Genomic DNA, 15674 nt, shown 5'->3' with positions numbered 1-15674 from the left:
CGGTATCGGTGTCTAAAACATCAGGTCATAAGCCGGGAGACGGATAGGCTCCATGTCCAAAGCTTTGTGTAGTGCCTCTGGGACAAAGTCGCGTTTTAAGGCAACATAGAAAACATTTTCTTCAAACCACTCATCCGACATAGTGGCGTATCCCGCGCCCACAGCCTCGGTCTTTTTGTCGTGCAGCTTAGTGCCCCACGAGTTTTCTACCCGCCAAGCACGTATGGAACCATCGGGGTGACGATCCAAACCACTAAGCACCATTGCATGAGTCGGCTGCGATTCCCCGGAGATAAAGCGCTCTTCTTTTGTAGAATCAAGCGCCACGCCGTACACGCCGGCCAGATCAAGGAGCGAGGTGTCCCACACCCCCAGCTTGCGGTTAAACTGCCTGCTCACGTCACAGGCAAACCACACTGGCTCCCCCGCTTCGATACTTGCAGCCACGGCCTCTTTGAGCACGTCCATCTCCACGTTGATGTAATTGTGCTCTTGTGCGCCCACAACGTTGGTGCACAATTCCACCAGAAAACGAGTGTTCTTTGGCTTGTCACTCCGTGGGTCCTCGGCAAGAACGACCATGGTGTCTAGGTCTGGCAGATATTCCTCCGCAAACTCACGTGGTGTATATGTCCCCTCTCTGACAAAGGTGCCGTCTTTCGTACGGTATTGCCACATAAACTCAGTTGGCGGAGCCCCCAGGTGAACAGTAATCACGCGCTGCGCGTCTCGCAGCGTGGTATTCATGATGTCATCGGCTTCCGCGTCCGTCTCCGCGTCCCGCATCCGGCATGCCCCGCGACGCAGCACGTGGGCCAAAGCTCGGTTCAGCTCCTGAGTGTTTCCCGCCGACTCAACTTCTGGCATCGCATAATCCGGAACCACACCATACTTGCGCACCAGGTTGCCAACGTAGCTATACCATCCCCCATCCTCAGCAGCGAAGCGCAACAGCTGAGCAATCACCCGATCATCACTATCCTGATCGCGGCGTTCCCGCATCTCCGTTAAAAAGAGCTGGGCCCGCTCCAACTTGTCAAAGTACTGCACATAGGACTGCGAGAAATCAAAAGTTTCCAGATTAAGCTTCTTTGCTAACGCATGACGATGCACGTTCAAAGCAGCAAATAACCAACAGCGTCCCGAGCGTTTTTGATCCGTCACGGCTAACGAGTCAAGCTTGTGCTCTACGGTGTGATGAAGCTTGACGACGGCCTCTCTATTGAGTGCTGCGTCGTTAATGCCCACGGACGTAACCGCATTACGAGCTAGGGTTGCAGCAGGATCGTCGAGTAGCTGCGAGAGCAAACGCGCACGTGTTTCTTGACTAAGCGGGACAAAGGAATTCATGCTGACGGTTATACACGTAAGCTCCCACAGAAACCACAAAAACACCCCCTGTCCACAACATATGGGACAGGGGGTATTCCATGCTTAACGCACGTACACTACGAGTTTTTACTCAGCGGTGTAGTTCTTCTGGATGGAGGTGTCAACTGGAACACCAGGGCCGGAGGTCGACGCAAGGGTGACCTTCTTCACGTAGATGCCCTTAGAAGAGGAAGGCTTGATGCGGTTGATCTCATCGAGCAGTGCGCCGTAGTTCTCAGCGAGAGCCTTAGCGTCGAAGGAAGCCTTACCGATAACAGCGTGCAGGTTAGCAGCCTTGTCAACGCGGAAGGAGATCTTGCCGCCCTTGACGTCAGCGATTGCCTTAGCAACGTCGGTGGTAACGGTGCCGGTCTTAGGGTTAGGCATCAGACCACGAGGGCCGAGGACGCGAGCAACGCGGCCAACCTTAGCCATCTGATCTGGGGTTGCGATTGCAACATCGAAGTTGATGGTGCCAGCGGTGATCTGCTCGATCAGCTCGGTGGTGCCAACGATGTCTGCGCCTGCTGCCTCAGCCTCGGTAGCCTTCTCACCCTCAGCGAAAACAGCAACGCGAACGGTCTTGCCGGTGCCGTTAGGAAGGGAGACGGTGCCGCGAACCAGCTGGTCAGCCTTGCGAGGATCCACGCCAAGACGGATAGCAACGTCGATGGTTGCATCGTAGTTCTTGGAAGAGGTCTCCTTGACCAGTTCAGCAGCCTTCAGAGGGGTGTAGAGACGACCCTTGTCGATCTTCTCAGCGGCGGCGCGGTATGCCTTAGATTTGTTGCCCATTATCAATCCTTTGATTTTCTAGATGAGGATGTGTGGTGTGCGGGCCGGAGCCGGCCCTGCCACGGAATAACTGAGGAATTAGTCCTCAACAACGATGCCCATAGAACGGGCGGTGCCAGCGATGATGCGAGCAGCGTTATCGATGTCGTTAGCGTTGAGGTCTTCCATCTTGGTCTGAGCGATCTCGCGGACCTGCTCCATGGTGACCTTGCCCACCTTCTGGGTGTGCGGGACGCCGGAGCCCTTCTGCAGACCAGCAGCCTTGAGCAGCAGCTTAGCTGCAGGAGGGGTCTTCAGCTTGAACTCGAAAGAGCGATCTTCATAAACGGTGATCTCAACAGGAACAACGCTGCCGCGCTGGTTCTCAGTTGCAGCGTTGTAAGCCTTGCAGAACTCCATGATGTTCACGCCGTGAGCACCAAGAGCCGGACCAACTGGCGGAGCCGGGTTAGCCTGGCCAGCCTGGATCTGCAGCTTAATAAGGCCGGTGACCTTCTTCTTCGGAGCCATCGTTTACCTGCTTCCTTGTTAACAGTAGTAGTGGCGATTCGATGGTTATAGGAACCACTACCACCGTCCGGATGCCGAGCCCCGAGCCTGTGCCGCAACACTATCGCTGCTGCTCAGCCCGTAACCCGGCCACCGGGAATGTACGTTTCTTTGCGCAAAAAACACGCGTTTTACCATGCTACAGCAAACCCCGCCACCTGCCAAAACTTCATGCAGATAGCGGGGCAACGGAGAAAAGGTCGAGCACCACATGCGGGGCGCCGGCTCTTGCCTTATCAGACAAGAGCCAATCTCATTAGCTAACTTTTTCCACCTGGTCAAAGTTCAGTTCGACCGGGGTCTCACGACCAAAGATAGACACCAGTGCCTGCAACTTATTGTTCTCAGTGTCGATAGCAGAGATCGTTGCAGAAACGGACGCAAGCGCACCGGAGAGAATCGTGACAGCCTCGCCGACCTGGAAATCAACCTCAACCTTGGGCTTGGTGGATGCGCCCGGCATAGCCACAACTTTCTCGCCCTCAGCGTTTACAGCGTTGCTCTCGCCGCCGTCGCCAGCCACAGACTCCTGCGGCATGAGGAACTTGGCCACATCGCGGTGCTTCACCGGCGTTGCGTTGCCCTCGTTGCCCACAAAGCTGGTCACACCAGGAGTGTCGCGAACGACAGACCAGGAGCGGTCATTAATGTCCATACGAACAAGGACGTAGCCGGGAAGAAGCTTGCGCTTAACCAGCTTGCGTTTGCCGTCGCGAAGCTCAACAGCCTGCTCGATCGGAACCACAACGTCAAAGATGGAATCCTCAACCTCAAGGGTCTGCGCACGCATATCCAGGTTGGTCTTCACTTTGTTCTCGTAACCGGAATAGCACTGAATAATGTACCAAGAACCTGGCAGCTTCTTCAGCTCACGCGTGTACTTACGCAGACGCGCCTTGTATTCAGCATCGCCGTCCTCAACAGCACCCGCAAGCGCAGCTTCTGCGTCTACTTCCTGCACAGGCTGCTCGACTGCCTCGTCCAGCTCGGGTGCAGCCTCTGCGGCTTCCGTCTCCGCGGCGATGGTCGCCTCTAGGGCGTCGTCAAAAGCCTCGGCAAATGAACCGCTATTGTTCTCGTCGCTCATATGTCTTTTCTCCTGAAGTGTTGACGTTCGGAATTCATGGTACCCCGAGACGTGCAATAAATTATCCCGTCGATCCGAAGGATCTGACGGGACGTTTTAGCTTTACGCTCATCCTAGCTAGCGAGTAAGAGCCTTCTCAACTCCCAGCCCCGCAACAAAATCTACGCCTGCAACGAGTGCAGTCATGAGAATAAGAAATGCGAAGACGATAAGCGTGTAGTTGACCATCTGCTTAGCAGTAGGCCAAATAACCTTCTTCATCTCAGAAGCCACTTCAGGAACAAAGGCAGCAACCTTGTTGCCCTTCTTGCCCTCATTGTCTCCCGCAGGTGCGACCTTCTTGGCCTCATAAGAAGAAGTGGAGGTGGTATTCACACCAGCGAGCTGGCGCTTACCGGTAGGACGCGATGCGGCGCCCACCTTCTCAGGCTGTTGTTCAGTCACAGCTCTCCTCGTTGTTGTCTACGATGCAGGTTATACGACGCAATTACTTATCGCCGCTCCCAGAGCACCTCTTTACCGCTACCGTACCTTGACACGCGCCCATAAAGCTAACGAGGTAGCAAAGGAGACGCTCAATGCCGTACAAGCATTGGCCAAAAGGACCCTGTCTTGAGGATAGGCATACTACCTGTCCCCAGTTATCGTGAAGACTATATCAGACTTCCTTAAGGCTAGGAATTAATCGCCATGGCATCTATCAAAGCCAAGAGGGATACACGTTAATAGCAAAACCGGTAGATGCTACACATCTACCGGTTTCTTTTGCAGGGGCGACAGGACTCGAACCTGCAACCTACGGTTTTGGAGACCGTTGCTCTACCAATTGAACTACGCCCCTAGGCCGTTGTTTCCGATCACTCGAAAGCAACATGGGCAACCTTACTAGACCACCCAACAAAAGGGAATTCCTATGGAAAAAGCACCGGAAAGCATCCCAGTGCATAGCCATTCAGCATATTCCCTAGTAGCGATGGCGAGAATTGAACTCGCGACACAGCGATTATGAGTCGCTTGCTCTACCACTGAGCTACACCGCCCCACTCCCCTACCTGAACAATGCCAGATAAAAGAACAGAGCCCCCTGACAGAATCGAACTGTCGACCTTTTCCTTACCATGGAAACGCTCTGCCGACTGAGCTAAGGGGGCACAGCCTCTTGTTGTGAACCAGAATTCTCTGGGCCGCTCCGTTGAAGCCTCACAAAGATTAACCCGAGTATGGCAATTAATACAAATCACCAGTTCATAGCGCATTTAGAGGCCTAAAACTACGACTAAAACATTTATAGATCCTCTTGTTTCAAAGAAACCCCTAGCCTCCCAGACGCTTCCACATCCGATTGTCGTTTTTGAGAACGCTAGCCCTCCAGCTCCCCGCAAAAGCGCAGTTCACTTTTTCTAGCGTTCTCAAAAACGACAATCCCCACACACCACATGCAATCCCCCAGCACTCCAACACCCCAGAAACGCCAAAATGCCTCAGCATTTTACTGCTGAGGCTTAGTTGGTGCCAGGTAGAAGATTCGAACTTCTGTAGGCAATGCCGACGGATTTACAGTCCGCTCCCTTTGGCCGCTCGGGCAACCTGGCGTGCTCCACGTTCATGGTGCGCTACATACTGTACTACGAATCTAGTAGACAAAGGCAAATCGGTACGCTGACCTGCTTTTAACCAACTCGCTGAACGGTAAAGCGAGCAAGATTGCGCAGTGCATCTGTTGTTGCATTCTGAGGAAGAAGTTCCAGTTGGCTCTCCGCCTCATTGAGGTAGCGGTGAACATCAGCGAGCGCTTGCTCCCGCCCCGTAGATTGAGCGAGCAGATCAAGAACCCTGGCGACGGTCACGTCATCAGTCAGCGGCCCCGTAAGGGTCGCCCGAAGCTCCTCACCTACTGGTGTTTGCTCTCGCAAGGCATAAAGGACGGGAAGGGTGAATACACCTTCTCGCAGGTCGGTCCCCGGGGTCTTACCCGAGTCCTCAGAAGCCGAGAAAATATCGATGATGTCATCAACGATCTGGAAGACCATCCCAATTGCAGCACCATATGCTCGCAGCGCCTCAATGTGAGCCGAAGTCGCTCCGGAATGCAGGGCACCAAGGTATCCGGCGGAAGCTATAAGCACTCCCGTCTTTTCCCGGATCACGGCCATATAGTGTTCGATCGGATCGTTATCTCCGACTCCGATAGTTTCTCGCATTTGGCCAGTAACCAGGTCTCCAAAGGTTTCAGAGAAGTGGCGTACTGTGTCCGTACCCAAGTCGGCCATAAGCCGTGAGACATGCGCCAACAGAATATCACCAGCCAGGATGGCCACGGAGTTACTCCAACGTGCGTTAGCGCTTTCTACACCGCGTCGTTTAGCAGCTTCATCCATCACATCGTCGTGATAGAGGGTAGCCAGATGCGTCATTTCAACGACTACGGCAGCTTTGATCACGTCCTCAGACACGGGGCGATCCCCGTACTGTGATGCCAAAAGGGCGAACATGGGCCGGAAACGTTTCCCGCCGGCTTTCGCGAGGTGTTTGACCTTCTCCACAATGAAGTCCTCGCCGACGGAGAGCTCCTTTTGAAGTAGTTCCTCGACACGAGTCATGCCGACGGAAATATCCTCGTTGAGGGCGGGGTTACCGAGGTCAACTCGCGTACCGGTGGACGTGCTTAATCCTTCGGCACCGTTGCTCATTCCAAAACTGCCTTTACAAGGTCATGGCAGTAGCCATCCACGTTAGGATGAACTAACCGCGCTTAGCGTTCTACAACTAACCTCCTAACCGTAGTCGAAACTGCCATGCTTACACACCCCGGGGTGTGAAGGAAGGCCTATAGCTGTCACAATGGTGCGCGTGAATGATTCCGTTTTTTCTGTAGACGTGCTCGTGGTGGGTGCTGGCCCTGCCGGTTCCACGGCAGCTATTAATGCCGCCCAGCGCGGCTTAACGGTTTTGCTTATCGACGCCGCCACCTTCCCCCGCGACAAAACCTGCGGCGATGGTCTCACACCCCGTGCGGTGCACCAATTAGAAAAAATTGGGATTGATGTCACCTCTCGCTACTCCTCCAAGGGCCTAAAACTGCACGGCTTTGGAGGTTCCGTGACTGCGCCGTGGCCCACATCTTCCTTTGGAACGATCGGCTCTGCCATGCCGCGTACAGAGTTTGACGAGTTACTCTTCACCACAGCTCAACAGCACAGCAACGTCCTGGTTTGGCAAGGTGTCACGGCGGTCTCCGTGGACGCAGACCCTCATAATTCGCAGCCATCAAGTGGGAGTCCCAAGGCTGGCCGCATCCGCACTGTCACTGTGGACGATGGCCGAGTCATTGCTCCTACTTTTGTCATCGTCGCAGATGGCGTGCGTTCTACTTTTGGGAAAGTGCTGGGCCGACAGTGGCATCGCGGCGAGGTGTACGGGATCGCAGCGCGGTCTTATTGCGAGACTCCTCGCGCAGATGACCCGTGGATTCATTCACATCTAGAGCTTCGCGACGACACCGGGACCACGCAGCCCGGATACGGATGGATATTTCCGTTAGGCAACGGCACTGCAAACGTCGGCTGCGGCGCTTTGTCCACGGACACCCGTCCGGCAAAGGTGAACACAAAAAAGCTTCTCCGAAGCTACGCAGAGCAGAACAGCGAGGAGTGGGGCTTTGGAGCACCACAACGCGTTGCCTCCGCGTTATTGCCTATGGGAGGCGCGGTAAGCAACGTCGCGGGCCCTAACTGGATGCTCATTGGCGACGCCGCAGCATGTGTGAACCCACTCAACGGTGAAGGCATCGACTATGGCATGGAAACCGCAGCGCTGGCAGTCAGCCTGTTAGGCACCGATAAGGATCTATCTCATGCCTGGCCAGAGTTGTTGCGCTCCACTTACGGGGAAGCATTCATGCTGGCTCGCACCGCCGCACGGTTGCTCACCTACCCGCAGTTCTTACCCATCGCAGGTCCGCTCGCTCTACGCAAACCACTGGGCAATGCCATCATGCCAGCGGCTGCACGGCTCATGGGCAACCTTGTCTCGGACTCCGATCGTGACCTCGTTGCGCGTCTCTGGCGCTGCGCAGGCGCGGGGGTCAGCCGGTGGCGTCGTGATAGCCCGTTGTGGTCATAAGGCTGCTCTGCATACGCGTAGCTTTACTGCAATGTGGCGTTAACCATGCTTTTTCTGGTGGAGCTCCATCTTGAGGCCTCCTAGACTGAGAAAGTATGCATACCTCGAAATTAGTTGTTGTTGGCGTAGGCCACGTTGGCTCCTACGTTCTTAGCTACGCAATGGATTCAGGCCTCTACTCGGAGATAGCCACGATTGATATCAATCCGGGTGTGTCCAAGGGTGAGGCCATAGATCAAGCTCAATCCACGGGTGTCCCGGGCACTGCATACACATACTGCCACCCAGGCGATTATTCTGATTGCGCCGACGCGGACGTGATTATCGTCGCAGCTGGTGGATCGATTCTTCCAGATCCTGATGATCCCGAGCGGATGCCGGATCGAGCCGAGCTCGCAGAGATGAGTGGCGCGGTGGTTCGCGATGTCATGGGAAATATCTCGGCGCATACCAAGGATGCCGTGGTCATCTTTATCACCAACCCACTAGACGCTATGGTGCACATCGCAACCACGGAATTTGATTATCCCACCGAAAAAATCTTTGGAACTGGCACCATGCTAGATTCCGCACGGATGCGTTGGATCATAGGAACTGAGCTTGGGATTGACCCCAAATCGGTCACCGGTTACATGATGGGCGAGCATGGCTCTACGTCCGTTCCCATTCTCTCCAGGGTCAACGTTCAAGGCCTCAGCTGGGATGAGCTTTCTACCTGGCGCGGCAGCCCTCTTCCCACTGCACCGGAGATCCAAGAGCGGGTGATTAAGGCAGCCTATGACGTCCTCTTGGCCAAGGGATGGACCAATGCGGGTGTAGCACGATCAGCTAATGAGCTGGCTAAGTGCGTGTTGCTTAATGAGCACTCCGTGCACCCCATCTGCACCCCGCTCAATGGTGAATATGGGCTCCACGACGTTTCTATGTCCGTGCCTACCCTCATCGGCAATACCGGCGCGCTCCGCAAGATGCCACCACCCCTCAACGATTGGGAATTGGAGCAGATACACAAGTCTGCCGAGTTCATCCGCGAGACAGTACAACGCGCCAGCTCCTAACCGGAGACACCTTTAAGGCCTCCTTGCTCAGGTATAACAACGCAAGGAGGCCTGTGTTGTTGTCTCTATCCGTTGCCCCCAGGTTTTACCGCTGAGTGCAACGCAACGATGCCGAAGGAAAGGTTCTGCCACCCCGCGTCAGACCAGCCGTTGTTGTTGATAGCACGAGCCAACTCTTCTCTTTCAGGCCATGCTCGGATGGAATCAGCAAGGTATTCATAAGCCTCTGGGTTTGTTCCCACAGCTTTAGCTATCAACGGTAACAACCTGGTTAGGTACTCTTTGTAGATCGTCTTAAAGCCAGGAACGTTGGGAGTGGAGAACTCCGCAATAGTGAGACGACCACCGGGTTTGGTCACCCGCGCCATCTCCCGAAGCGCCGCCTGAAAATCATGGACGTTCCGTAGACCATAAGAGATGGTGACTGCGTCAAAGGAGTTATCGGCAAAAGGCAGCTGCATCCCGTCGCCCACCACTTTGGGGACGTCTCGATCTTTGCCTGCTGCGAGCATTCCCTGCGAAAAATCGCAGGCCACAACCCACGCCCCAGACTTCCCTAACTCTACCGTAGATACTGCAGTACCGGCGGCTAGATCCAGAACCCGTTCGCCGGGTTTAAGGTTCAACCGTTCGCGGGTCTTCTCGCGCCACTTGCGGTCTTGCCCAAAGCTCAGCACGGTGTTCGTGATGTCGTAGTTTTTACCCACACCGTCGAACATTTTTGCCACGTCGAAGGGGTTCTTTTCCAAAGATGCCTTAGCCACGGTTGTCCAGTGTAATCATCGCTTCTTGGTAATAGCGGAAGAGTTGGTCACAAATTCGAGCCCATGACTTATCTTCCACGCTCTGGCGTGCGGTTTTGCTCAAATCCTCGCGGGTCAAAAAGACATCATGGACGGAGCGTGACAAACCCGCCAGTGAGTCGTCGATAAGCGGTAGCAGTACGCCCGAGCCACTATCTACCAAATCTCGCGGCCCTCCCTCCGCCACGGACACCACCGGAACCCCAGACGCCTTGGCCTCCTGGATTGTCTGGCAAAAAGTCTCAAACTCACCAGGATGCACAAACACGTCAAAGCTAGCGTAAGCCTGAGCCAGGTCAAGCCCAGTAAGCGCTCCGGTAAAAATCGCGCCCGGGAGCTGCGATTCTAAGTTTTTTCGTTCTGGGCCATCACCGACGATCACCAGCTGGATGTTGTTGTCACACGCTAGGTCAATCAGTCTATGCACGCCTTTCTCCGCAGCTAGCCTGCCCACATATCCCACGATGATGCGGCCGTCCGAGCCCCAGCTACGCCTGAGTTCGTGGTCTCTGCGATCTGGATGAAACAGCTCCAGGTCCACTCCCCGACCCCACGTTTTGACGCGCTCGATGCCATGCAGTTCCAGGGATGCTACCGCCGAGGTAGAGGGTGCGAGGGTGAGCGCCGCTGCATTGTGAAAAGCCCGTGTCCAGGCCCAACTAGTGCGTTCCAACCATCGCAAATGATATGTGTGGCTAAAACCCGCAATGTCTGTTTGAAAGACTGCCACGCATGGTATTCCTAGCCGCCTAGCCACAAATGCGCCTCGGGCAGCCAGCGCATAAGGCGACGCAAGGTGCACAACATCGGGCCTAAAGGCTCGCAACAACTCCCGAATCCCTACGGGGACCCCGATGGGCAAGGAATTGATCAGCGGCACCATAACGGTCGGCACGCGATGGATGGTCGCGCCGCAGTAAGAACGTATTTCTTCCTCACCATCCCGCGCACCCGGCGCGATCACCATGACCTGATGACCGCACCTCTGAGCATGTTCCAGGACACGCAGCACTGAATTGGACACCCCGTTGATAGAGGGGAGAAAGGATTCAGCGATTATCGCTATGCGCATGTTTCCTGTACCACAGGGTGACAGCCCACCACAGGGCCACTGCTATGGCAAGAGACACCACCCAGGTGCTCAGCGCCGGTATGAGTGCAAGTGTCCATCCCCTACCCTGCACTTTTACCAGGTCTGGATTGCTTTTGGCATAGGTGACCCACACCCGTTGCCCTTTGCCCAGGCCCGTGGGATAGAGCAAGCCGCCGCGCGGAGAATGGTAGGTGCCGTCTTCATCTTGATATTCCACTGTGGAGCGAAATGTGCCCACGTCAATGACTTTAGCCAGAGTGCTCCCTGGTGATTTTGCTATCTCGCGGTCGTTAAGGGCAGGGCCTATCACCATGCTGACGCAGCCAATCGTTGCCGCGGCAAAAAGCGCCAGTACGGCTTGGTGTAAGCGTCTCCTGATACTCGATGGCGGATAGTGCGGCAGCCTGCTCACATGTTCACCTTCTTGGCCAGCGCCTCGTGCATGGCGCGGCGATCAGCACGTGTGGTTCGGGCTTCAATGAGGGTAAAACCTGCCGTGTCGGTGGCGTCGATAAGCTTTTCGACGAGCCCCTGCACATCAGTTGCACAGTGATATTCCACGCCGTATGCGGCAGCCAGTCTTTCAATATCCACCCCGTGCGGAGTGCCAAAGGCTCGCTCAAAGCTGTCCCGCAGCTGGGGGTTTCCTACCTCAAGGGTCTCAAAGATTCCACCGCCGGAATCATTAGCCACCACGATTGTCAGGTTTTCCGGCTGCGGCGAATCGGGACCGATGAGGAGCCCACCCACGTCGTGGAGGAAGGTCACGTCTCCCATGAGCGCCACGGTACGAGCAGCGCGGATTTCCTCGGGGTTTCGTGTTTGTACGGCCAACGCCACGCCGATCGCTTGGGACACTGTGCCGTCGATCCCAGCTGTACCGCGGGGTGTATAGGTGTCTACTGCGGAGAATGGCAGGCCAACAAAGGATGCGTCGCGGACCGGGTTTGATGCCCCCAGCACGAGGGTGTCGCCGGTAGCAAGTGTGTCCGCTACCGCTGCGGCTACATGGAGTCCGCTGAAGCTAAAGTCCTGGGCGAGTACATCCCGGACGGCCTCCGCCCCCAACTCGGAGGCAGCTTCGCAGATCTTGAGCCATTGCTTTGAAGGTTGACCTGTGGTTTTTACCCGAGTCCCAACTTTTTTCGCGCTGCGAGTGGGGTCGGTAACTGTGTCAGTACGCGTTAGTACGGTTACCTCGATCGCTGGATCAGCGATCAGATCAAAGACACTCCGGTGCAGCGTTGGATGCCCCACTACAATCACCTGCTCCGGCTTGGTATTGACCACGTAGCCTTCAGCGGAAACCTGCTCATGAGCAAATATCCCGGCTGCCAGCGGGTGCACGGGGTGATAGGGGGCAGGGGCGCTTGGCTCGGCAATAGTGGGGACATCTTCCAGCCCAGGCACGTCCCATGCTTCATCGCCAGCGATGACGAGGGTGTTGCGGCTGAGGTCTATTTCTACTTCGCCGTGATCTACCGCTTCACTTTTGATCGGTGTCTTTTTCACATTCTCAGCAGGCGACTCCGGCAGGGAGTCGCCCACCAAAGGCGTATCCAGCTCCACATTGATATGAACCTGGTCTTTGTTAAAGGCCGCATCGATGAGTTGTACGTCTGCAAGCGTAGCCACGGAGGTTGTAGGAACGACTCCGAAGATCCCTCTTTGGTTGATCGTTTGATTCGCTCCCGTCCCCTGCAGTCGCGCCGGGCGATCCGCCGAAATCATAGCGATGGGAGTGTGTGAGTGGTAGGCCTCCACGATCGCGGGCAGACAATTGGCCACCGCGGTGCCAGAGGTGGTGACGATTCCTACATGCCGGCCGGACGCCCGCCCCATGCCTAGCGCCAAGAATGCTGCGCTGCGCTCGTCGATACGCGTATGCACTCGGATATCTCCCCGCGCAAGCAGCTCCAAGGACAGCGGAGAGTTACGCGAGCCGGGGCATATCACCACATCGGTGAGGTGGCGGGCGAGTTCGGCAGCGACGGCGCGTGCAAGCTGGGGCGATGACATCATGTCCCATATTTTAGGCGTTCCTGCGCAGCCAATGACAGTGGGGCATGCACCACGGCTTTTGTTTTAGTGGGTAAGGAATTCCCACGAGTCTTGTAGCCGTTGCAGCCACGCGTCGCGGCGGTGACCGCTCACGCTCAGATCAGACAGTCGATCGGAGTCCGGAGCGAGCATGTCCACAGCCATATGCCCGTCGATGATCTGGCGCGGTGCAGTGATGTCTTCTACAAAAAGTCGCTGTGTGGCCAGCCCTGCCGCAGCCGGAGGCACATCAAAGTCTTCATCATCAGTGTGTTTGGGTAGGGCCGCCACCGCCGCCAGCCCGGCGTTCATTCCCACGCCTGTGTCAAGAGCACTGGCCACCGTAATGTCCAGGCCGCGCGCACGCATGAACTCGGCGATCTGGAGCAATGTCCGAGGGCCTCCCAGTGGTGCGGCTTTCACCACCGCAACGTCTGCCCCCTGGGCCCGTGCCACCTCATAGGGGTCTTCTGCCCTGCGTATCGACTCATCCGCAGCGACCCGAACAAACAGGCCAGCCCGAATGAGGCGCTGACGCAACTCGACGAGCTCCGCAACCGTCGCACAAGGCTGCTCCATATAGTCCAGGGGCCCCAACTGCTGGGCAGCGGAAAAGGCTTGGTCAACAGACCAACCCCGGTTCGCGTCAACGCGCACTATCGCCGAGGGCAGTACCTCCCGAACGGCAGCCACACGAGCGACGTTATCCGCAAGCGACTGTCCTTTCTCCGCAACTTTTACTTTGAAGGTTCTGCACCCAGCAAAATGCGCCATCACCTCAGGTACTCGCCCGGAATCCACTGCGGGAATAGTGCCGTTGACCTCCACGCAATCGCGCATCGCCTCCGGCGGACCCTGGTACGCCATCTCGAGGCCTGAAGAAAGCCAATGAGCGGATTCTTCAGGGGTGTAGTCCGCAAAAGGCGCGAACTCTCCCCATCCAGCGGGGCCTTCGATGAGGAGGGCTTCACGTGTGGTCACACCACGAAAAGGCACCGCCATAGGGAGTGCAACCACGTGCGCTCGCTCAAGTATCTCGTCTAACGTGGCACCCCACGTTGATAGGGGTTTCGCTTGTGTCATACAGCTAGGTTACCGCCCTGCCACCAATCTTCGTTATTAAGAATAAAAATGTTTGCCTCATTGAAGATGGGCAGGTTGCACATATCCTCGGCCGCAAGAAACCAGCCCACTAGAACAAAACAGTAAAGCATCTTCAAAAATGAAAAACGTCACTTTTAAATTGGAATGTGATTGATACTGCTAGCGTAATGAATGATTGGTTATAACCAGCCATCGTGGGAAGGACTGCCACATGCTCTACATCGTTATCGCCCTGTTGGCCGTCGCCGCAGTCGTTTATCTGATAGCTAAAAAAGTCCACGCCGCCGCAGCCATTTTCTTTGTAGGCGTACTACTCCTCATGGTCGCCGCCCTCACAGGGCGAACAGAATTCCGTTCCACAGATATAGACCCTTCTGGAAATTCACTCTACGACCAATTACTCGTGGTAGAAGCCCTGTTTAAGAGTCGTTTCTCTGGAATTGGCATGGCCATTATGGTGCTCTTTGGTTTTGTCTCCTATATGCGACATATCGGTGCTGATGCCAAGACCGTGGTCATCCTTTCTGCACCATTACGTCGCTTTAGAGGATCTTATTGGCTTGTTCCAGTGGGCTTTCTCATCGGCAACCTTTTGTCCCTTGTGATCCCCTCGGCTTCAGCTCTGTCACTTCTTCTCGTCGCCACGCTTCTACCCGCGCTCATAGCCGCAGGGCTTACCCCTCTGACGGTGGGGGCAATCGTGGTCACTTCTTCCACAATCATCCCCACTCCCCTAGAGGCCGGGTTGATTCAGGGCGCCGATCTTACCGATATGACGGTCACAGAATTTGTCTATGGACATGTCGCATGGGCAACCGTTCCAGCACTGGTCATCACTGCTTTTGTACACATGTGGTGGCAACGTCATTGCGATATCGTCGACGCACGACATCTCCACGAAGCCCCACAGCAGGACACAACAAACCTGGAAGTAAACGATTCCGATGCTGCTACGAAAGACGCACTGAAGCGCGCGTCTGGCTTACCAGGCTATTACGCGGTCTTCCCACTACTTCCCCTGCTCCTGATTATTGTTTCGGCTCTTCTGAAACATCTCGGTGTGCTCCCCTTTGAAGCTGGGATCCTACCGGTTACTGTGGTGTCTTCTCTTTTTACCGCGCTCTTCATCGAATCCTTACGCAAACGCACAGTCACAGATGCCGTCGACTCTGCCTCAAGCTTTTTCAAAGGTATGGGTGAAGGCGCTGCCGGCGTAGTCGCACTATTAGTGGCCGCTGCAGTATTAGTCGAAGGCATCACTCAAATGGGCGTGATCGACATGCTCATCAGGGCAGCCGAAGATTCCTCCGGCGCAGCTGTACTCATCATCCTCATTTTTGTCGCAACAACCGCGGCCATGGCCACCCTCACAGGATCTGGCACCGCACCCTACTTTGCATTCTCTGAGGTTGTCCCTTCTTTGGCAGCACAGTCTTCTATTCACGCACCTCAAATACTTACTGCTATCTGGGGTACTTCTAATCTGATGCGCCAAGTTTCTCCAGTCAACGCCGCAGTTCTTATTGTCTCCGGCGCCATCAATGTCAATCCGATCCGACTGGTCAAACGCACACTTGTCCCCATGGCTGTTGCGACGGTACTCAATACGCTGTTTGCCTTCTTGTTTATCGGCTAGCCCGCACACTTTCCCG

At 55.5% G+C, this 15674-nt stretch carries 14 protein-coding genes and 4 tRNA genes; 3 read left to right on the top strand and 15 right to left on the bottom strand.

Annotation, left to right across the window (positions count from 1 at the left end):
- Positions 1-12: 12 nt before the first annotated feature.
- From CULFRC11_RS01730 to CULFRC11_RS01685, 10 genes are all read right to left on the bottom strand, one after another.
- Positions 13-1350, bottom strand: a complete 1338-nt coding sequence (locus CULFRC11_RS01730) for a C1 family peptidase (RefSeq protein ID WP_031269977.1) — start codon at positions 1348-1350, stop codon at positions 13-15.
- Between the two features lie 108 nt (positions 1351-1458).
- Positions 1459-2166: a 50S ribosomal protein L1 gene (gene rplA, locus CULFRC11_RS01725; protein WP_013910758.1), complete on the bottom strand. Its 708-nt coding sequence runs from the start codon at positions 2164-2166 to the stop codon at positions 1459-1461.
- A gap of 78 nt (positions 2167-2244) precedes the next feature.
- Positions 2245-2676: a 50S ribosomal protein L11 gene (rplK, locus tag CULFRC11_RS01720; protein ID WP_013910757.1), complete on the bottom strand. Its 432-nt coding sequence runs from the start codon at positions 2674-2676 to the stop codon at positions 2245-2247.
- A 295-nt stretch (positions 2677-2971) separates the two neighbouring features.
- Positions 2972-3802 (bottom strand): transcription termination/antitermination protein NusG, encoded by an 831-nt coding sequence (gene nusG, locus CULFRC11_RS01715; RefSeq protein WP_013910756.1) that lies wholly within the window; start codon positions 3800-3802, stop codon positions 2972-2974.
- 117 nt (positions 3803-3919) lie between these two features.
- Positions 3920-4246, bottom strand: coding sequence for a preprotein translocase subunit SecE (gene secE / locus CULFRC11_RS01710; RefSeq protein WP_013910755.1), 327 nt, complete (start codon positions 4244-4246; stop codon positions 3920-3922).
- A gap of 324 nt (positions 4247-4570) precedes the next feature.
- Positions 4571-4643: transfer RNA gene (locus CULFRC11_RS01705), tRNA-Trp, on the bottom strand.
- A 127-nt stretch (positions 4644-4770) separates the two neighbouring features.
- Positions 4771-4842 (bottom strand) — tRNA-Met (locus CULFRC11_RS01700).
- 38 nt (positions 4843-4880) lie between these two features.
- Positions 4881-4953, bottom strand: a tRNA-Thr gene (locus CULFRC11_RS01695).
- Positions 4954-5309: 356 nt separating this feature from the next.
- A tRNA-Tyr gene (locus CULFRC11_RS01690) sits at positions 5310-5394 on the bottom strand.
- 78 nt (positions 5395-5472) lie between these two features.
- Positions 5473-6492: a polyprenyl synthetase family protein gene (locus CULFRC11_RS01685; protein ID WP_023635077.1), complete on the bottom strand. Its 1020-nt coding sequence runs from the start codon at positions 6490-6492 to the stop codon at positions 5473-5475.
- Positions 6493-6643: 151 nt separating this feature from the next.
- Between CULFRC11_RS01685 and CULFRC11_RS01680 the strand changes: the two genes are divergently transcribed.
- Both CULFRC11_RS01680 and CULFRC11_RS01675 read left to right on the top strand, forming a co-directional pair.
- Entirely contained in the window at positions 6644-7924 is a 1281-nt protein-coding gene (locus CULFRC11_RS01680) for a geranylgeranyl reductase family protein (protein WP_023635076.1), read from the top strand.
- A 95-nt stretch (positions 7925-8019) separates the two neighbouring features.
- A complete protein-coding gene (locus CULFRC11_RS01675) occupies positions 8020-8982 on the top strand; it encodes a lactate/malate family dehydrogenase (protein WP_023635075.1) in 963 nt (320 codons plus the stop codon).
- A gap of 65 nt (positions 8983-9047) precedes the next feature.
- On the opposite strand, the gene CULFRC11_RS01670 is transcribed toward CULFRC11_RS01675, so the two are convergent.
- The 5 genes from CULFRC11_RS01670 to CULFRC11_RS01650 all read right to left on the bottom strand — a co-directional run bounded on the left by CULFRC11_RS01670 (position 9048) and on the right by CULFRC11_RS01650 (position 14001).
- Complete coding sequence (locus CULFRC11_RS01670; RefSeq protein WP_023635074.1) at positions 9048-9746, bottom strand: demethylmenaquinone methyltransferase; 699 nt, start codon at positions 9744-9746, stop codon at positions 9048-9050.
- A complete protein-coding gene (locus CULFRC11_RS01665) occupies positions 9739-10857 on the bottom strand; it encodes a glycosyltransferase family 4 protein (protein WP_023635073.1) in 1119 nt (372 codons plus the stop codon). The genes CULFRC11_RS01670 and CULFRC11_RS01665 overlap by 8 nt, the downstream gene beginning before the upstream one ends.
- On the bottom strand, positions 10835-11290 hold the full coding sequence (locus CULFRC11_RS01660; RefSeq protein WP_023635327.1) for a DUF3592 domain-containing protein: 456 nt from the start codon (positions 11288-11290) through the stop codon (positions 10835-10837). The genes CULFRC11_RS01665 and CULFRC11_RS01660 overlap by 23 nt, the downstream gene beginning before the upstream one ends.
- On the bottom strand, positions 11287-12900 hold the full coding sequence (menD, locus tag CULFRC11_RS01655; protein WP_023635072.1) for a 2-succinyl-5-enolpyruvyl-6-hydroxy-3-cyclohexene-1-carboxylic-acid synthase: 1614 nt from the start codon (positions 12898-12900) through the stop codon (positions 11287-11289). The genes CULFRC11_RS01660 and menD overlap by 4 nt, the downstream gene beginning before the upstream one ends.
- A gap of 63 nt (positions 12901-12963) precedes the next feature.
- Positions 12964-14001: an o-succinylbenzoate synthase gene (locus CULFRC11_RS01650; protein ID WP_038620334.1), complete on the bottom strand. Its 1038-nt coding sequence runs from the start codon at positions 13999-14001 to the stop codon at positions 12964-12966.
- 232 nt (positions 14002-14233) lie between these two features.
- On the opposite strand from CULFRC11_RS01650, the gene dcuC reads away from it, so the two are divergent.
- Entirely contained in the window at positions 14234-15658 is a 1425-nt protein-coding gene (gene dcuC, locus CULFRC11_RS01645; protein ID WP_038620332.1) for a C4-dicarboxylate transporter DcuC, read from the top strand.
- Positions 15659-15674: the final 16 nt, after the last annotated feature.

The sequence above is a fragment of the Corynebacterium ulcerans genome (genome assembly GCF_000767685.1).
GTDB lineage: Bacteria > Actinomycetota > Actinomycetes > Mycobacteriales > Mycobacteriaceae > Corynebacterium > Corynebacterium ulcerans.
This window is presented reverse-complemented; position numbering and strand designations above follow the sequence as displayed.

Bases quoted from the DNA above. Each gene is read 5' to 3' on its own strand.
- CULFRC11_RS01685 (WP_023635077.1), bottom strand. From the start codon at position 6,492: ATGAGCAACGGTGCCGAAGGATTAAGCACGTCCACCGGTACGCGAGTT.
- nusG (WP_013910756.1), bottom strand. From the start codon at position 3,802: ATGAGCGACGAGAACAATAGCGGTTCATTTGCCGAGGCTTTTGACGAC.
- CULFRC11_RS01675 (WP_023635075.1), top strand. From the start codon at position 8,020: ATGCATACCTCGAAATTAGTTGTTGTTGGCGTAGGCCACGTTGGCTCC.
- CULFRC11_RS01730 (WP_031269977.1), bottom strand. From the start codon at position 1,350: ATGAATTCCTTTGTCCCGCTTAGTCAAGAAACACGTGCGCGTTTGCTC.
- CULFRC11_RS01665 (WP_023635073.1), bottom strand. From the start codon at position 10,857: ATGCGCATAGCGATAATCGCTGAATCCTTTCTCCCCTCTATCAACGGG.
- CULFRC11_RS01650 (WP_038620334.1), bottom strand. From the start codon at position 14,001: ATGACACAAGCGAAACCCCTATCAACGTGGGGTGCCACGTTAGACGAG.
- CULFRC11_RS01680 (WP_023635076.1), top strand. From the start codon at position 6,644: ATGGTGCGCGTGAATGATTCCGTTTTTTCTGTAGACGTGCTCGTGGTG.
- menD (WP_023635072.1), bottom strand. From the start codon at position 12,900: ATGATGTCATCGCCCCAGCTTGCACGCGCCGTCGCTGCCGAACTCGCC.
- rplA (WP_013910758.1), bottom strand. From the start codon at position 2,166: ATGGGCAACAAATCTAAGGCATACCGCGCCGCCGCTGAGAAGATCGAC.
- dcuC (WP_038620332.1), top strand. From the start codon at position 14,234: ATGCTCTACATCGTTATCGCCCTGTTGGCCGTCGCCGCAGTCGTTTAT.
- rplK (WP_013910757.1), bottom strand. From the start codon at position 2,676: ATGGCTCCGAAGAAGAAGGTCACCGGCCTTATTAAGCTGCAGATCCAG.